This is a genomic window from Stenotrophomonas sp. 05N37 (assembly GCF_056397365.1).
The window spans coordinates 42,038-56,438 of the sequence record NZ_JBFTNG010000003.1; the positions used below are offsets into that span (position 1 = coordinate 42,038).

13 protein-coding genes are annotated in these 14,401 nt (G+C 68.9%); 9 read left to right on the forward strand and 4 right to left on the reverse strand.

Annotated features, from left to right (window positions below):
• Window positions 1–30: 30 nt before the first annotated feature.
• From AC1DGC_RS10775 to AC1DGC_RS10790, 4 genes are all read right to left on the reverse strand, one after another.
• The gene (locus AC1DGC_RS10775; protein WP_259207395.1) at window positions 31–879 is read right to left on the reverse strand and encodes a MurR/RpiR family transcriptional regulator; all 849 of its coding nucleotides are present in this window, start codon (window positions 877–879) and stop codon (window positions 31–33) included.
• A 174-nt stretch (window positions 880–1,053) separates the two neighbouring features.
• A complete protein-coding gene (locus AC1DGC_RS10780) occupies window positions 1,054–2,160 on the reverse strand; it encodes a dipeptide epimerase (RefSeq protein ID WP_259207394.1) in 1,107 nt (368 codons plus the stop codon).
• On the reverse strand, window positions 2,157–3,599 hold the full coding sequence (locus AC1DGC_RS10785; RefSeq protein ID WP_478047827.1) for a C40 family peptidase: 1,443 nt from the start codon (window positions 3,597–3,599) through the stop codon (window positions 2,157–2,159). Before AC1DGC_RS10785 ends, AC1DGC_RS10780 begins: the two co-directional genes overlap by 4 nt.
• A 44-nt stretch (window positions 3,600–3,643) precedes the next feature.
• Window positions 3,644–4,090, reverse strand: coding sequence for a hypothetical protein (locus AC1DGC_RS10790; protein WP_394164342.1), 447 nt, complete (start codon window positions 4,088–4,090; stop codon window positions 3,644–3,646).
• Window positions 4,091–4,225: 135 nt separating this feature from the next.
• On the opposite strand from AC1DGC_RS10790, the gene AC1DGC_RS10795 reads away from it, so the two are divergent.
• From AC1DGC_RS10795 to AC1DGC_RS10835, 9 genes are all read left to right on the forward strand, one after another.
• Window positions 4,226–5,722 carry a transglutaminase-like domain-containing protein gene (locus tag AC1DGC_RS10795; protein WP_478047828.1) on the forward strand — a complete coding sequence of 499 codons (1,497 nt, stop codon included), beginning with the start codon at window positions 4,226–4,228 and terminating at the stop codon, window positions 5,720–5,722.
• Window positions 5,723–5,765: 43 nt separating this feature from the next.
• Window positions 5,766–8,792 (forward strand): TonB-dependent receptor, encoded by a 3,027-nt coding sequence (locus AC1DGC_RS10800; RefSeq protein ID WP_394164340.1) that lies wholly within the window; start codon window positions 5,766–5,768, stop codon window positions 8,790–8,792.
• Window positions 8,793–8,889: 97 nt separating this feature from the next.
• Entirely contained in the window at window positions 8,890–10,479 is a 1,590-nt protein-coding gene (locus AC1DGC_RS10805) for a serine hydrolase domain-containing protein (protein WP_478047829.1), read from the forward strand.
• Window positions 10,433–11,170, forward strand: a complete 738-nt coding sequence (locus AC1DGC_RS10810) for a M15 family metallopeptidase (RefSeq protein WP_478047830.1) — start codon at window positions 10,433–10,435, stop codon at window positions 11,168–11,170. Before AC1DGC_RS10805 ends, AC1DGC_RS10810 begins: the two co-directional genes overlap by 47 nt.
• A 58-nt stretch (window positions 11,171–11,228) precedes the next feature.
• Complete coding sequence (locus AC1DGC_RS10815; protein WP_259207379.1) at window positions 11,229–11,606, forward strand: hypothetical protein; 378 nt, start codon at window positions 11,229–11,231, stop codon at window positions 11,604–11,606.
• Window positions 11,607–11,826: 220 nt separating this feature from the next.
• Window positions 11,827–12,249 (forward strand): EF-hand domain-containing protein, encoded by a 423-nt coding sequence (locus AC1DGC_RS10820; RefSeq protein ID WP_259207377.1) that lies wholly within the window; start codon window positions 11,827–11,829, stop codon window positions 12,247–12,249.
• Window positions 12,250–12,364: 115 nt separating this feature from the next.
• A complete protein-coding gene (locus tag AC1DGC_RS10825) occupies window positions 12,365–12,778 on the forward strand; it encodes a hypothetical protein (protein WP_259207375.1) in 414 nt (137 codons plus the stop codon).
• Between the two features lie 48 nt (window positions 12,779–12,826).
• Complete coding sequence (locus AC1DGC_RS10830) at window positions 12,827–13,576, forward strand: HAD family hydrolase (protein ID WP_449336126.1); 750 nt, start codon at window positions 12,827–12,829, stop codon at window positions 13,574–13,576.
• Between the two features lie 31 nt (window positions 13,577–13,607).
• Window positions 13,608–14,156: a hypothetical protein gene (locus tag AC1DGC_RS10835; protein ID WP_478047831.1), complete on the forward strand. Its 549-nt coding sequence runs from the start codon at window positions 13,608–13,610 to the stop codon at window positions 14,154–14,156.
• Window positions 14,157–14,401: the final 245 nt, after the last annotated feature.

Genomic DNA, 14,401 nt, shown 5'->3' on the forward strand with positions numbered 1-14,401 from the left:
CGTGGCGGACTCCAAAAGACCAGGTGTCGATCAGGTATCGATCAGGTGTTCGATCCGTTCCAGGTTCACCCCGAGCTGGCGGTGGCGGTCCGGGTTGGCGTGGCACAACAGCACGAAGACGAAGTCCAGCAGGGACTGCAACGACGCACGGTACAGCAGTTGCGCGATGTGCGGCGCCGGGTCGTGGGCGCAGACCACCAGCGCTGCGTCGGCGTGCGCACGCAGCGGGTTGGCGCTGTGCCGGGTGATCGAGACTACCTTGCCGCCCACGTCCTGGAACTGCCGCGACAACTGGAACAGCTGCGGCAGCTTGCCGAACTCGGAGAACACCAGCATGGCATCGCCGGGGCGGGCGGCCGACAGGTTGGCCATCATCAGGATCGGGTCGGCGTGGTGCACGGTGAGCATGCCCAGCAGCGACAGCCGCATGGCGAACTCGCGCGCATACAGGCCGTCATCGCCCAGCCCGTACACGAACACCTTGGGCGCGCCGTCGAGCAGGCGCACGATCGCCTCCACGTCGGCCGGCGGGTTGGCCAGCCGGGTTTCTTCCTCGGCCGCGGCCTTGCTCAGGCGCAGGCGCTCGGCGATGCGGCTGTAGTCATCGCCGTCACTGGCCACCGGCGCCTGTGCCTGGGTGCCGTTGCCGGCGCGGGCCACGGCTTCGCCGATCGAGTACTTCAGGTCCGGGTAGCCCTTGAAGCCGAGTTTCTGGCTGAACTTGACCACGCTGGACTGGCTGATCCCCAGCGCGCTGGCCAGCTGCTGTGAGGAGTAGTCGCGCAGCAGGTGGGCGTTGTCGAGGATGAAGTCGGCGATGCGGCGTTCGATCGCCGACATGTGGTCACGCTCGGAGCGGATTTTCACCAGGGGCGGCATGGAAAGGGCGTCAGGTCCGTTTGGGAGAGAATACGCAATGCACCCGGTAGAGCCGACCGTTGGTCGGCTGCACCGGGCAGGAGCGCGCGAAAGAGCCCCCATGGGGTGGCTCAACCCCGGGTCGGCCCGCCCGGCCAGGTGGACGCGGTGACGCCAACCGCGTGGATGTCCGGGTTACCACCGCGGCGGGGTGATCATCTCCAGCCCGCGTACCTCGGTGATGCCCAGTCCCGGGGCATCGCTGATGGTGATCTCCGACTCGTTGAAGTTGACCCCGCCGGTGACCGGGTTGAACTGGCCCAGCGACGGGCCATCCAGGTCGACCTTGGTGATCACCTCGCTCTTGGCCACGGCCAGGTGCACGGCGGCGGCCACGCTGATGCTCGACTCGATCATGCAGCCGATCATGCACGGCACGCCGTAGATGGCGGCGATGTCGGCAATCCGGATCGCATTGGACAGCCCACCGGTCTTCATCAGCTTGATGTTGATGATGTCCGCGGCGCGCTGCTGGATCAGGTCGACCACCTGGCCGGGGTTGAACACGCTTTCGTCGGCCATCACCGGCGTGTTGACCCGGTCGGTGACGTACTTCAGGCCACTGATGTCGGCCGCCTTGACCGGCTGCTCCAGCAGTTCCAGCACCACCCCGGCATCCTCCAGCGCGCGCATCGCGTGCACGGCCTGCTTGGCGGTCCAGCCCTGGTTGGCGTCCAGGCGCAGCAGCGCACGGCCCTGCACGGCGGCGTGGATCGCCTTGACCCGCTCGATGTCCAGCCCGATGTCCTTGCCGACCTTGATCTTCAGCGACTCGAAGCCGCGTTCGATCGCCGACAGCGAGTCGGCCACCATCTTGTCGATGTAGTCCACGCTGATGGTGATATCGGTGGTGATCACCGGGTCGCCACCACCGAGCATGCGGTACAGCGGCGCGTTGTGCAGCTGCGCCCACAGGTCGTAGACGGCGATTTCCACGGCCGCCTTGGCGCTGGTATTGCGCTCCAGCGAGGTCTGGATGAGCGCGCACACGCGGTTGAGGTTGGCCACGTCCTGGCCGATCAGGCGCGGCTTGATGAAGCTGTTGATGGCCTCGATGATCGAGCCATGGGTGTCGCCGGTGATCACCGCCGTCGCCGGCGCTTCACCGTAGCCGGTGTGGCCGCTGTCGGTGCGCACCAGCACCACCACGTCCTCGACGGTATCCACCGTGCGCAGCGCGGTCTTGAACGGGGTTTTCAGCGGCACGCGCAGCATGCCGAGTTCGATGTCGGTGATCTTCATTCAGGGGTCTTGGCTCGAAGGCGCTGGATGTTGGTGATGCGATCGATGTAGCTGACGGTGTCGCTGGCCATCATCGGCTCCAGCGGCGTGACCGACACGCCGTTCAGATGCGCCTGGACGCGCGTGCCGTCGGCGCCGAACCAGCTGCCGCCCGCGGTGTCGTGGATGACCCAGGTGCGCCCGTCGACATGGCCGATGGCCACCATGACGTGGCCCGGGATGTAGACCAGGTCGCCGACCTGGAGCTGGTTCACTGCCTGCGCGCGCCTGGCCTTGCCGTCCTTCGGATCGAACGCGATCCGATCCAGTGCCGGGCTCACCGCCTGCGCGCTGGTATTGCGCGGCACCAGCACGCCGAAGCTGCGGTAGATCTCCGAGACAAAGCCGCTGCAGTCGCGGGTGCCGTAGTCATGGCCCCAGCCGTAGCGCTCGCCCAGGAACTTGAAGGCCTGCGTGAGCAGATGGCGCGGGGTCAGCGGCAGGTAGTCGGCGGCGCTGTCCTGGGCGCGCGGCAGCAGCGCGGGCACCAGCGTCAGGCTGCCATCCTCGTTGCGCACCGGCAGTTGCAGCACGTAGGCGGCATGCGCCTGCTGCCCGTTGACGGGGGTGGCCTGCGGCCAGTCGGCCAGCACCGGCAGGCGCACCCCCATGTCCAACTGCAGGCGCGAGACGCGGGGTTCGTCCGGGGTGTAGGCGGTGAACGCGGTGGCGCCGGTGATCACGCGATACGGCCCGCGCTGGCCATAGCCCAGCACCGTGGCCGCATCGCCGATGCCGACGTAGCGTTTCTCCATCCATGCCGAATAGCGTTCGCTGGTGACGAACACCCACTGGCCGTCCGCGCTTTCATGCAGCACCGCGACCGCGTCGCCGGGGAACAGCGCCGATTCCTGCATGCGGTCGATGTCGGTGTCGCCCTGGGTGGTGAACACCCGCAGAGCGGTCGGGAACGCGCGCAACGCAGCGCGGTGGGTGACCAGGCCGTAGCGCAGCGGTCGCTGCGCGGGGATCGCATCGAGGGCGAGGTTGGCCGTGGCCTGCGCGCGCTGGCGTGCATCGAGCGGCTGGCCGTCCTGCCCGAAGCTGGGTTTGGTCGGCCAGTTGGACAGCGCCTGGATGGTGGCGCGTACCTGCGCACGCGGCAGCTGCGCAGGCAGGGCGCGCAGGTCGTGGATGGAGGCGTCGTCGGCGCGCATGCGCGCGTTCTGCGCGGCGATCTGGGCTGCATCCAGGAGCAGGGCATCCGGCGAGGGCAGCCGCGCAGCCCAGTACTGCGGGGTGAGGTAGGCCTCGTGCAGGCCCACCACGTAGGGCAGCGGCGCGCCGGGATCGGGTGCCGGCGTGTCCGCCGCCCAGGTGGGTAGGCTGGCCACGGCCAGCAGCAGGCCCAGCACGTGCCGCGCAGGCGAGCGCCACGACGAGGTAAGGGATGCGGTCATGCAGGCGGCGTCCTTGGTGGGCGGGCAGAAGCGGTGCGCGGGGATCATGCCGCCCATTCCGTCGCGACATCGTCCGGGTAGCGCGCCGGGAGCGGTGCGGCCGCGCGATAACCATCGGCAGCGCGGACGTAGGCGCCGGCGCGCCACGGGAAACGCGCGATGGCCGCGGCGATGGCTGCATCCAGCGTGGCCCGGTCAGGCCAGGTGTCGCCGCAGCTGCCACAGCCCCAGACCGGCGGTGCCAGGGTATCCACGAAGCAGGCCACCCCGGTGCAGGCGCGGGCCGGGCAGGGCAGCTCGGGCAGTCGTGGCGCGGCACGTGGCTGGCCGGGGGCGGCTGGGTCCACGGCGGTGCCGTGCAGGCAATGCGGGCAGTCGAGCATCAGGAAACGCATGCCCTTGGCGCGCGACCGCGCAAACAGCGCCGCCTGCGGTCCCTCTGCCACGAAGGTGGCCTCGCAATGGTCGCAGCGCAGCTCAGGGGATGTCATCGCGCTCGTACTCCAGCCGCTGCGGGTGTCATGGAATACTTATTCCTTTCGATCTGGAATGCAAGAATAAATTATTGACCGGTGTCACGGCCCGTGTTACACAGCCCTTACCACCCGCGCTGGGGAAGTGTCGCTGTGGATCACGCCGTTCGCAAACCGCCTGTGCCCGTTGCCGTTGCCCTGCTGGCGGGGCTGCTGCTGTCGGCCGTCTCGGTGGCCGCAACGCCGGTGCCTGCGGACGACTCGGCCGAGGCGGCAGCGCTGGCGCAGGTGATCGACCTGATCGACGCGGGCCACTTTACCCGTGCCGCGATGCTCATCGACGCGCACGCCACCGCCGCCAGCGAGCCAGAGGATGCCTGGGCCTTCCAGCACGAGCGCATGCGCCGGATCCGGCTCGACTTCACCCTGGACGAGGCTGCGGCAAAGGCGGCGGTGCGCCGCGCCGTCCCGGACCTGCGCGATGCGGAGTTCGAGCGCTGGGACCGCCAGGGCCTGCTGGAACACCTGGACATCGATGGCACGCGGCGGTACTTCAAGCGCGCGCCGTCCAACCTGTTCCGACTGAGCAGCGAGGCGCGCGCACGCCGTCACGCCGATGCGCCGCTGCCCAGCGCGGGCCCGCTGGAAACCCTCAACGCCTACCACGCCAAGGTGGTGCAGGCGGCCACGGCCAGCGGCCGCACCTCGGTGCTCCCGCAGCGGGTGGAGGTGAGCCAGTCGCTCACGGTGAAGGCCGATGCGGTGCCGGCCGGCACCACGCTGCGCGCCTGGATTCCCTATCCACGCGAGATCGCCGGCCAGCAGGACCACCTGCAATGGCGCGGCAGCGCGCCCGGCCAGGCCCGCATCGCCCCGCCCGGCACCCTGCAGCGCACCGCCTACCTGGAAGGCACGGCCGTGGCCGGGCAGCCGACCCGCTTCGAGATCCGCTACGCGCTGACGGTCTCGGCGCGGCATACCGCGATCGACCCGGCCACGGTGCGGCCCACGCCCAATGATCCGGCGCTCGCCCCGTACCTGGCCGAGCAACCGCCGCACGTGCGCTTTACCCCGGCACTGCGGCTGTTCTCCGCGCAGGTGCTGCAGGGCGAGACACGACCGTATGAAGTGGCACGCCGCCTGTTCGATGCGGTCGATCAGATTCCCTGGGCCGGCGCGCGCGAGTACTCCACGCTGTCCAACATCAGCGACTACGCCCTGCGCGCCGGCCACGCCGACTGCGGCCAGCAGACGCTGCTGCTGATCACGCTGCTGCGCATGAACGGCATTCCCGCGCGCTGGCAGTCGGGCATGGTCTACGCCGACGACGCGGCGCACTACAGCAATTTGCACGACTGGGGCGCGCTGTACCTGGCGCCGTACGGCTGGGTGCCGATGGATGTGACCAGCGGCCGCCTGGACAGCCCGCAGCCGGCGCTGCGCGACTTCTATTTCGGTGGGCTCGATGCCTACCGCATCGCCTTCAACGACGACATCGGCCAGCCGCTGCTGCCAGCCAAGCGCTACCCGCGCTCGGACACGGTGGATTCGCAGCGCGGCGAAGTGGAGTGGGACGGCGGCAACCTGTACTTCGACCAATGGGACTACGACGTCCAGTCGCACATCGTGCCGCTGGACGCCACGCGGTAAACGGCGGTATCCACGATTCCATATCTGCAGGAGAGAGCAGGGAATGAATGCACATCGTATGAAGCGCGCGGCGTTGTACGCCGCGCTGGGTGTCTGTCTGGGCAGCCTGCTGCCGACCCTGGCCTCGGCCCAGAACGTGAGCGGCGCGGTCGCCGGGCGGGCCACCGCCGGTGACCAGGTCACCGTGGTCAGCACCGCCACCGGCCTGACCCGCACGGTCACCGTCAGCGGCGACGGCAGCTATCGCCTGGGCCAGCTGCCGATCGGCGACTACCGGCTGCAGCTCAGTCGCCAAGGCCAGACGCTGGGCGAACCGGTGGCGGTGAGCGTGGCCGTGGGCGGCACCACCACGGTCAACCTGGCCGGCGGCGGCGGGGTGGTCAACCTGGATGCGCTGCAGGTGGTCGGCACTCGCGTGGTCAACCGCGTCGATGTGTATTCCACCGAGACCTCGTTCAACGTCAATCGCCAGGAGATCTCGCGCCTGCCGGTGGCGCAGGACCTGTCGGCGGTGGCGCTGCTGGCACCGGGCGTGGTGGGCGGCAATTCCTCGTTCGGCGGGTTGTCCTTCGCCGGCTCTTCGGTGGCCGAGAACGCGGTCTTCATCAACGGCCTCAACGTCACCGACATGTACACCCGGCGCGGCTTCTCCAGCGCCCCGTTCGCCTTCTTCAACGAGTTCCAGGTCAAGACCGGCGGCTACTCGGTCGAGTTTGGCCGCTCCACCGGCGGCGTGATCAACGCGGTGACCCGCTCGGGCAGCAACGAGCTGCAGGGGGGCATCGAAGTGACTGCCGAGCCCAGCGCCTGGCGCTCCAGCGGCCGCGACCACTTCCATCGCGACGGCACCGCGCATTCCTACGCCAGCCGCGACGACAATTCGTTCTTCAAGACCAACGTGTGGGGGTCTGGCGCGCTGGTGCAGGACAAGCTGTTCCTGTTCGCGATGTACGAAGACCGCAGCGACAAGGGCCACAACACCTCCTCCGACGCGCTGACCTGGTTCAACAACAAGGCCGACAACGGCTTCTGGGGCGCCAAGCTGGACTGGAACATCACCGACAACCACAGCCTGGCGCTGCTGGCCTTCTCCGACGAGGGCGAGGTCACCAACGCGTCCTACAACTACGACTGGGACGATGCGGAACTGGGTGCTTACGGCGGCGACTCGGTCACCGAAACCGGCGGGCGCAACTGGTCGGCCACCTACACCGGCCACTTTGGCGAAACCTTCACCGCGCGCGCCATGGTCGGCCAGAACAACCAGCGCGCCTTCACCAGTTCCTCGCTGGATGAGGCCTGCAGCCCGGTGTTCACCGACAGCACCTACGCCTCGCGCCTGTCCAAGCTCAACGGGCTGCGCCCGGGTTGCCACCCCACCGGCGCCGCCGTGGCCGAGCGCGACGACACCCGCGACGTGGCCCGGCTGGACTTCGAATGGCAGCTCGGCCAGCACCTGTTGCGCTTCGGCGTCGACCGCGAGCTGATGACCACCGATCAGTCCACCCGCTACCCCGGCCCGACCCAGCTCAGCTACACCGCCTACGTGGCGCGCCCGGGCGATGAAGTGTGGGATGGCGCCAACGCCTACGTGCCGGCCGGCGTCACCGAGATGCTGCGCGCACGCAACCGCGTCTCCGGCGGCACCTTCGAAACCGAAGCCAACGCGTTCTACCTCGAAGACATCTGGAACATCACCCCCAACCTGATGCTCAACCTGGGCGTGCGCTGGGACCGCTTCGAGAACCGCACCGCCGACGGTGACGCCTTCATCAAGATGGACGACCTCATCGCCCCGCGCTTCGGCTTCTCCTGGGACATGAAGGGCGACGGCAGCACCAAGCTGTTCGGCAACGCCGGCCGCTACTACCTGCCGGTCACCAACAACATCAACGTCAACTTCGCCGGCGGGCTCACCGACGAGTATTCCTACTACGTGCTCAACGGCTGGCAGCAACAGGCCAACCCGGTCACTGGCGCCCCGTACATGGCCCCGATCATCGGCCAGCAGATCGGCCCGGTCGACACCCGCATGAACACCGGCGCGGCCGATCTGCGCCAGAGCGTGGACAAGGACCTCAAGGCGGTCTACCAGGACGAGTACATCCTCGGCTTCCAGACCATGATCAACCAGGCCTGGTCGTGGGGCATCAACGCCACCTACCGGCGCATGACCCGCGCGCTGGACGACATGCGCATCAACTACACCCCGTGCGGCCCGACCCCCAGCACCCTGTGGCCGATCGCCAACCCGGGCGAGAGCCTCACCCTCTGGGGCGATTCCAGCATCGGCTGCGCCGAGGAAGGCTGGATCACCATCGACACCGCCAACAGCGGCTACCGCAAGGGCGGCAGCGGCGAGGTGGTGGGGTACTCCAAGCCCCGCCGCACGTACAAGGCGCTGGAGCTGCAGATCGATCGTGCGTGGGATGAGAAGTGGTTGTTCAATGCGTCCTACCTGTGGTCGCGCAGCGACGGCAACGTCGAAGGGCCGGTCAACTCGGACACCAACTACGGCGATACCGGCATGGTCCAGCACTGGGACCACCCGGCCAACAACGAGCGCTATGGGCCGCTGTTCAACGACTTCCGCCACCAGTTCAAGTTCCGCGCCGCGTACGCGTTGAACGAGCAGTGGTCCTTCGGCACCACCCTGCAGGTGATGTCCGGTGGCCCGATCACCGCCTTCGGCGTGATGTGGCCCAACGACACCGTTGCCGGCGGCAGCACCTCCAGCGAAGGCAGCGGCGGCGGTACCGGCTGGCTGTGCGTGGCCAACTGCTCCGGCCCGTACAACCAGCGCCAGTTCGAGTACTCCCCGCGCGGAGCATTCGGTCGCCTGCCGTGGACCTGGACCATGGGCGCCAATGTCACCTGGCGCCTGCCGGTGGAGGGCATCGACCTGAGTGCGCGGCTGTCGGTCTACAACCTGTTCAACAACCAGACCGTGGTCAACGTGCACCAGCGCTACGAGGCCCAGCCGGGCCAGGTGCGCGAGAACACCTTCAACACCGGCACGCGCTGGCAGGCCCCGCGTTACACCCAGCTGATGGTGACCTGGAACTTCTGAGCCGGGCACCGTTGCCGGCCCGCACTGGGTAAGCTGTGATCCACCGGCGCCCCGCCTCGACGGGGCGCCGGTTTCCTTTCAAGGCCCCGTCCACTCCATGCCTTCCTGCCTGCCATCGCGTATCCATCGCCACCGCACCACGCTCGCGCTGGCCGCCGCGCTGACCCTGCTGCCGGGCGTTGGCGTCGCCGCCACCGGCGCTGACGCGCGCGCCGTGTTTGACCCGATGCTCGAGCAGACCGTTGCCCGCGAGGACCTGCCTGGTATTGCCATGGCGGTGGTCGAGGACGGCGAGGTGGTGTTCTCGGCCACCCGCGGCGAGCGGAGGGCCGGCACCGGCCAGCGCATCGACGCCAACACGTTGTTCAAGATCGCCTCCAACAGCAAGGCGATGACCGCCGCGCTGCTGGCGCGGCTGGTCGACCGCGGCCTGCTGCGCTGGGACGATCCGGTCACCCGCTACCTGCCGCAGTTCCGCATGCACGATCCGTGGGTGACCGAGCACATGCAGGTGCGCGACCTGCTCATCCACAACAGCGGGCTGGGCCTGGGCGCGGGTGACCTGATGCTCTGGCCCGAGCCCAATGCCTTCACCCGCCAGGACGTCATCGCCGGGCTGGCCCACCTCAAGCCGGTGACCAGCTTCCGCAGCGGTTATGCCTACGACAACCTGATGTACGTGGTGGCCGGCGAAGTGGCCGCCGCTGCCGGTGGCAAGCCCTACGACCACCTGATGCGCGAGGAGGTGTTCGCACCGCTGGGCATGCAGCGCTGCCAGGTGGGGGCCTGGTCGGTCACCCAGGTGGGCAACGTGGCCCAGCCGCATGTGCGCATCGATGGGCGCAACGCGATGCAGGGGACCGATGCGGACATGACCACCGACCGCCCCTCGATGGCTGCCGGCGGCATCCGCTGCAGCCTGGCCGACATGACCCGCTGGATGCAGGTACTGCTGGACCCGGCGCGTGCGCCGGGCTGGCTCAGCGCCGCCCAGCGCCGCGCGCTGTGGACCGCGCACATGCCGATGCCGATCAGCGAGCGGCAACGCCAGTGGGACAACGCGCACTTCTCCGCCTACGGCTACGGCTGGCGCCTGTCGGACATGGACGGGCAGTGGAAGGTGGCGCACACCGGCACCCTGTCTGGCATGTATTCCTCGCTGGCGCTGCTGCCGGACCGCCGCGTGGGCGTGGTGGTGCTGATCAACGGCGAGGCCGAGGATGCGCGCACCGCGCTGGTGCAGGCCGCGCTCAAGCACTACACCGATCCCACCGCTACCGAGGGTGTGGGCGGGTACCTGGACGCACTGGCCTGGGAGCGACAGCAGCGCGCGGCCGCCGGCCACGTGCGCCCGGATACCGGTGCGCGGCGCCCGGCCGACCTGCAGGCCACCCGCGCCTGGCAGGGGCGTTATGAAGACCCGTGGCTGGGCCCGGCCAGCGTCTGCCCCGACCAGGGCCAACTGCGCTTCCGCGTGGCCCGGTCGGGCTGGCTGCACGGCCAGGTGATGCAGGTGGGCGAGCGCTGGCTGGTGCAGTGGGATAACCTCGGCGAGGACACCCAGCCGTGGCTGCAGGTGCAGCCCGGCGTGCCGCCCACGCTTACCCTGCGTGCCATCGATCCGGACATCGACTTCAGTTATGACTACCAGGACCTGCAGTTCACCCGCGTCGGCGATTGCCCGTAGCGCCGTCGCGTTGTTGCTGCTGGCCGGCGTGGCCAGCGCGCAGCCGGGCACGGTGACGGTATCGCCGGCGCGCGACGCGGCCGCCGCCGGCCTGGTCGACATCCGCACGCTGGCGCCGGACATCGCCCTGGACATGCGCTATGCCGGCGCGGACAACTTCACCGGCCGTCGCGTGCCCGGCTACGACGCGCCCACGTGCTACCTGCTGGCGCCGGCGGCCACCGCGCTGGCCGCGGTCGAGGCCGAACTGCACGCCGATGGTTACGCCCTGCGCGTGTTCGACTGCTACCGACCGGTGCAGGCGGTGCGCGCCTTCGTGGCCTGGGCGCACGACCCGACCGAGCAGTCGCGCAAGGCGCTGCACTACCCGGGCCTGGACAAGCCCGCGCTGCTCGACGGCTATATCGCCGAAACCTCCGGCCACAGCCGGGCCGCCACTGTCGACCTGACCCTGCTCGACTGCCGCAGCGGCCCCTGCGTCGCCCTGGACATGGGCAGCGAGTTTGATTTCTTCGGCCCGCGCGCGCATACCGACGCGGCCGACATCAGCGCCGTGCAGCGCGCGAACCGCCAGCAGTTGCGCGCCGCGATGGGGCGCCATGGATTTGCCAACTACCCGCTGGAATGGTGGCACTACACCCTCCGCCCCGAGCCAGACCCGCATACCGCCTACGACGTCCCGGTGCGCTGAGCATCGGCCGGGCAGGGCGGGCCGCTACACTGTGCGCTCACCGCACCCCCGGATCACGATGAACCTGCCGTTGCACTTTGGATTGCTGGGAACGCTCGAGGCGGGCCTGATCGCGCTGTTGGTCGGGCTGCTGGTGTATGCGCTGTGGCATCGCCTGGCCCGCGCGTTGGCATGGACGGCCGGGCATGCGATCGGCTGGTCCTGCGTGATCGCAGTGGTGGTGTCGGCCGGCATCGATGCATGGAAGCTGTTCTACATGGGCATGGTGCGGCTGGAGTCGCCGCTGTACGCGCGGTTGTTTCTCTCCAGCATCCACGATCCCAACGAACTGGGCTCGCGGGTGGTGCTGGAGGTCGCCGGCGCGCTGGCCGGCGTGGCATTGGGGTGGGTGGTGTTCAGTTCCCGCTCAGGCGAAAAAAGCGCCAGCGAACCGTGAGGTTGCGTTCGCATCCCGTTAAATCCGGGGCCATTGAATGCGCGTATTACCACGCGCTCACCCACGCATAACCACTGCGGTAAACGAGCGCCGCGCGCAGGTGGTTAAGACCGCGTGCGCGCCCCGATTGCGGCGCAAAGTCGATTCACAAACGGGCTGGCAGGGTGGAGGCCGTGCGGAAACAACGAACCGTGCGACATCCCCAAAGGAGACCACCCACATGACTATTCGCAACCGCAAGCCCCTGATCGCCCTGATCGTCGCCGCCGGCAGCGTGTTCGCCCTCCCGGCGATGGCCCAGTCCTCCGCCCAGCAGAGCGCCGCGCAGGCACAGAACCAGGCCGCGCAGGCGCAGCAGGCAGCGGCACAGGCCGGCCAGGCGGCGGACTCGGCGGCGGGTGCTGCCGCGCAGGCCTCGCAGCAGGCCAACGGTGGCGGCGGCCAGACCTGGGCCAGCGTGGACACCGACGGCAACGGCACCATCAGCAAGCCCGAGGCACAGGTCAATGCGGGCCTCGCCCAGGTGTTCGACCAGGCGGACAGCAACAAGGACGGCGAGCTTTCCGCCGACGAGTACAAGGCCTACGTGGCTGCCCAGCAGGGCAAGGCCGCCAGTGGCAGCGGCGCGCAGCCCGGCAACTGATCCACGGGCCCATCCCGCAGTTCATTGAGCGCAGAGGCCTGATGCCGCTGGACACCGGCGTCAGGCAGTGAGGGGGAAGGGCGGCTTCGGTCGCCCTTCTTTTATGATGAAGACCATGGATCATCCCGGCCGCCGGCCTCCCTTCGACGTGTACCTGCCCGTTCCGGGCGAACCCCCACCGCAGCGGGTGTCGCATATCGCGCCCGGCGAGGTGGTGCTGGTCACCGGAGCGTCGCCGGGCGGCGTGTCCGACGCCATCGCCTTCGACGACCATGGCCCGCGCTGGGCCAACCCGGGCTTGCAGGAGCTGCTGGCCGAGCTCAATACCCGCGGCCTGCCCTTCCAGTACCAGCCGCACGCGCCCGACGGGCCTGCGGCGCTGATGGCGTGGTGGCAGGAAACCGGCCAGCTGGGCAGCAGCTACCGTGAATTCAGCTGGCAGGGCCCGGGCCAGTGGCGGCTCACCCGCATCGAGCTGCCGCAGCGCGGGGTGCTGGGCTGGGGTGGTCCGCAGCCGTTCGGCTACTGAGCCGATGCGGTCATTGGGCCGTCCGGCCGCTGTTGTTATCCTTACCCGATGATGACCTCCCTGCCCGCGCCCACCGGCGCCATCGGCCTGGTCGGTTTTGACGGTGACGACACGCTGTGGAAGAGCGAGGACTACTACCGCAAGGCCGAGCAGGACTATCTCGACATCCTGTCGCGCTACATCGACGTACACGACACCCAGACCGCGCGCCACCTGCTGGAAGTGCAGCAGCGCAACCTCGGCGTGTTCGGCTACGGGGTGAAGGGCATGACCCTGTCGATGGTCGAGGCGGCCATCGACATCACCCGGCAGATGATCACCGCGCGCGACCTGCAGCAGATCCTGGACATCGGCCATGACACCCTGCGCCACCCGGTGGAACTGATCGACGGCGTGCGCGAGTCGGTCACCGCGATCGCCGGCCAGTACCCGGTGGTGCTGATCACCAAGGGCGACCTGTTCCACCAGGAGGCCAAGATCAAGCTGGCCAACCTGCGCGACCTGTTCCCGCGCATCGAGATCGTGTCGGAGAAGGACCCGGCAACCTACGCCCGCGTGCTGGAAGAGTTCGACCTGCCGATCGAGCGCTTCTGCATGGTCGGCAACTCGCTGCGTTCGGACATCGAGCCGGTCATCACCCTCGGTGGCTGGGGCATCCATACCCCGTACGCGGTGACCTGGGCGCATGAAACCCAGCATGGCGTGGCCGACGATGAGCCGCGCATGGTCGACGCGCCGACCGCCTTCGATTGGCCGCAGGCGCTGCAGGCCATCGAGCGCAAGGCATCGCAGGCCTGACACGCATGCAGCGCTGCGGCAGAATCGTTCCATGACCCTGCGCGCGCTGCTTGTGCTGCTGTGGCTGATGCTGCCTCTGGCGGCCTCGGCGCAGCAGACCGCCGAGAAATCCGAGGCCTATGTCGTCGCTACCGGCGACGCCTGGGTGGATGGGCAGTTGCAGGACATCAACCACTACGCCGAGCGCTACCCGGACAGTTTCCTGGACGAGGTGGCGCGCTACGCCGGCGTGTCGCGCGGCTACATCGCCGCATTGATGTACACCCACGGCTGGCAGGCCGGCGACATCTACTTCGCCTGCTTCTGGGCGCACGCGATCGAACGCGCGTGCCGCGACAGCGTGCAGGCCTGGAGCCGCGCGGTGCCGGAGGAGGGCGAGCCCAAACGCTGGGAGACGGTGGTGGCCGATCTGCCGGTCAAGCCCACCAACCTGCACTGGCGCGCGCTGCGCCATGCCATCGTGGCCAGCCACGACCACTGGGACCGCCCGATCAAGCTCGACGCCACCCTCCAGCGCCAGCTCGGCGATCGCGCCCAGCGCCAGCGCGACGCCGCCATCGCCGCGCCAGCCGGGCGCTGAGCAGGCGCGCGGCCGGGATTCCGCGCAGCAACCCATGGGGTGGCTCTACAGGCCCACGTAGAGCCACGCCATGCGTGGCTGCCGTTCGCGCGCACCGGATTCCCCGCGCAGCCACCCATGGGGAGGCCCCACGTAGAGCCACGCCATGCGTGGCTGCTTCTCGCGCAGACCGGATTCCCGCGCAGCCACCCATGGGGTGGCCACGTAGAGCCACGCCATGCGTGGCTGCCGTTCGCGCAGACCGG

Coding starts and splice junctions, on each gene's coding strand:
- AC1DGC_RS10775 (WP_259207395.1), bottom strand. CDS start 879: ATGCCGCCCCTGGTGAAAATCCGCTCCGAGCGTGACCACATGTCGGCG.
- AC1DGC_RS10780 (WP_259207394.1), bottom strand. CDS start 2,160: ATGAAGATCACCGACATCGAACTCGGCATGCTGCGCGTGCCGCTGAAA.
- AC1DGC_RS10785 (WP_478047827.1), bottom strand. CDS start 3,599: ATGACCGCATCCCTTACCTCGTCGTGGCGCTCGCCTGCGCGGCACGTG.
- AC1DGC_RS10790 (WP_394164342.1), bottom strand. CDS start 4,090: ATGACATCCCCTGAGCTGCGCTGCGACCATTGCGAGGCCACCTTCGTG.
- AC1DGC_RS10800 (WP_394164340.1), top strand. CDS start 5,766: ATGAATGCACATCGTATGAAGCGCGCGGCGTTGTACGCCGCGCTGGGT.
- AC1DGC_RS10805 (WP_478047829.1), top strand. CDS start 8,890: ATGCCTTCCTGCCTGCCATCGCGTATCCATCGCCACCGCACCACGCTC.
- AC1DGC_RS10810 (WP_478047830.1), top strand. CDS start 10,433: ATGACTACCAGGACCTGCAGTTCACCCGCGTCGGCGATTGCCCGTAGC.
- AC1DGC_RS10815 (WP_259207379.1), top strand. CDS start 11,229: ATGAACCTGCCGTTGCACTTTGGATTGCTGGGAACGCTCGAGGCGGGC.
- AC1DGC_RS10820 (WP_259207377.1), top strand. CDS start 11,827: ATGACTATTCGCAACCGCAAGCCCCTGATCGCCCTGATCGTCGCCGCC.
- AC1DGC_RS10825 (WP_259207375.1), top strand. CDS start 12,365: ATGGATCATCCCGGCCGCCGGCCTCCCTTCGACGTGTACCTGCCCGTT.
- AC1DGC_RS10830 (WP_449336126.1), top strand. CDS start 12,827: ATGATGACCTCCCTGCCCGCGCCCACCGGCGCCATCGGCCTGGTCGGT.
- AC1DGC_RS10835 (WP_478047831.1), top strand. CDS start 13,608: ATGACCCTGCGCGCGCTGCTTGTGCTGCTGTGGCTGATGCTGCCTCTG.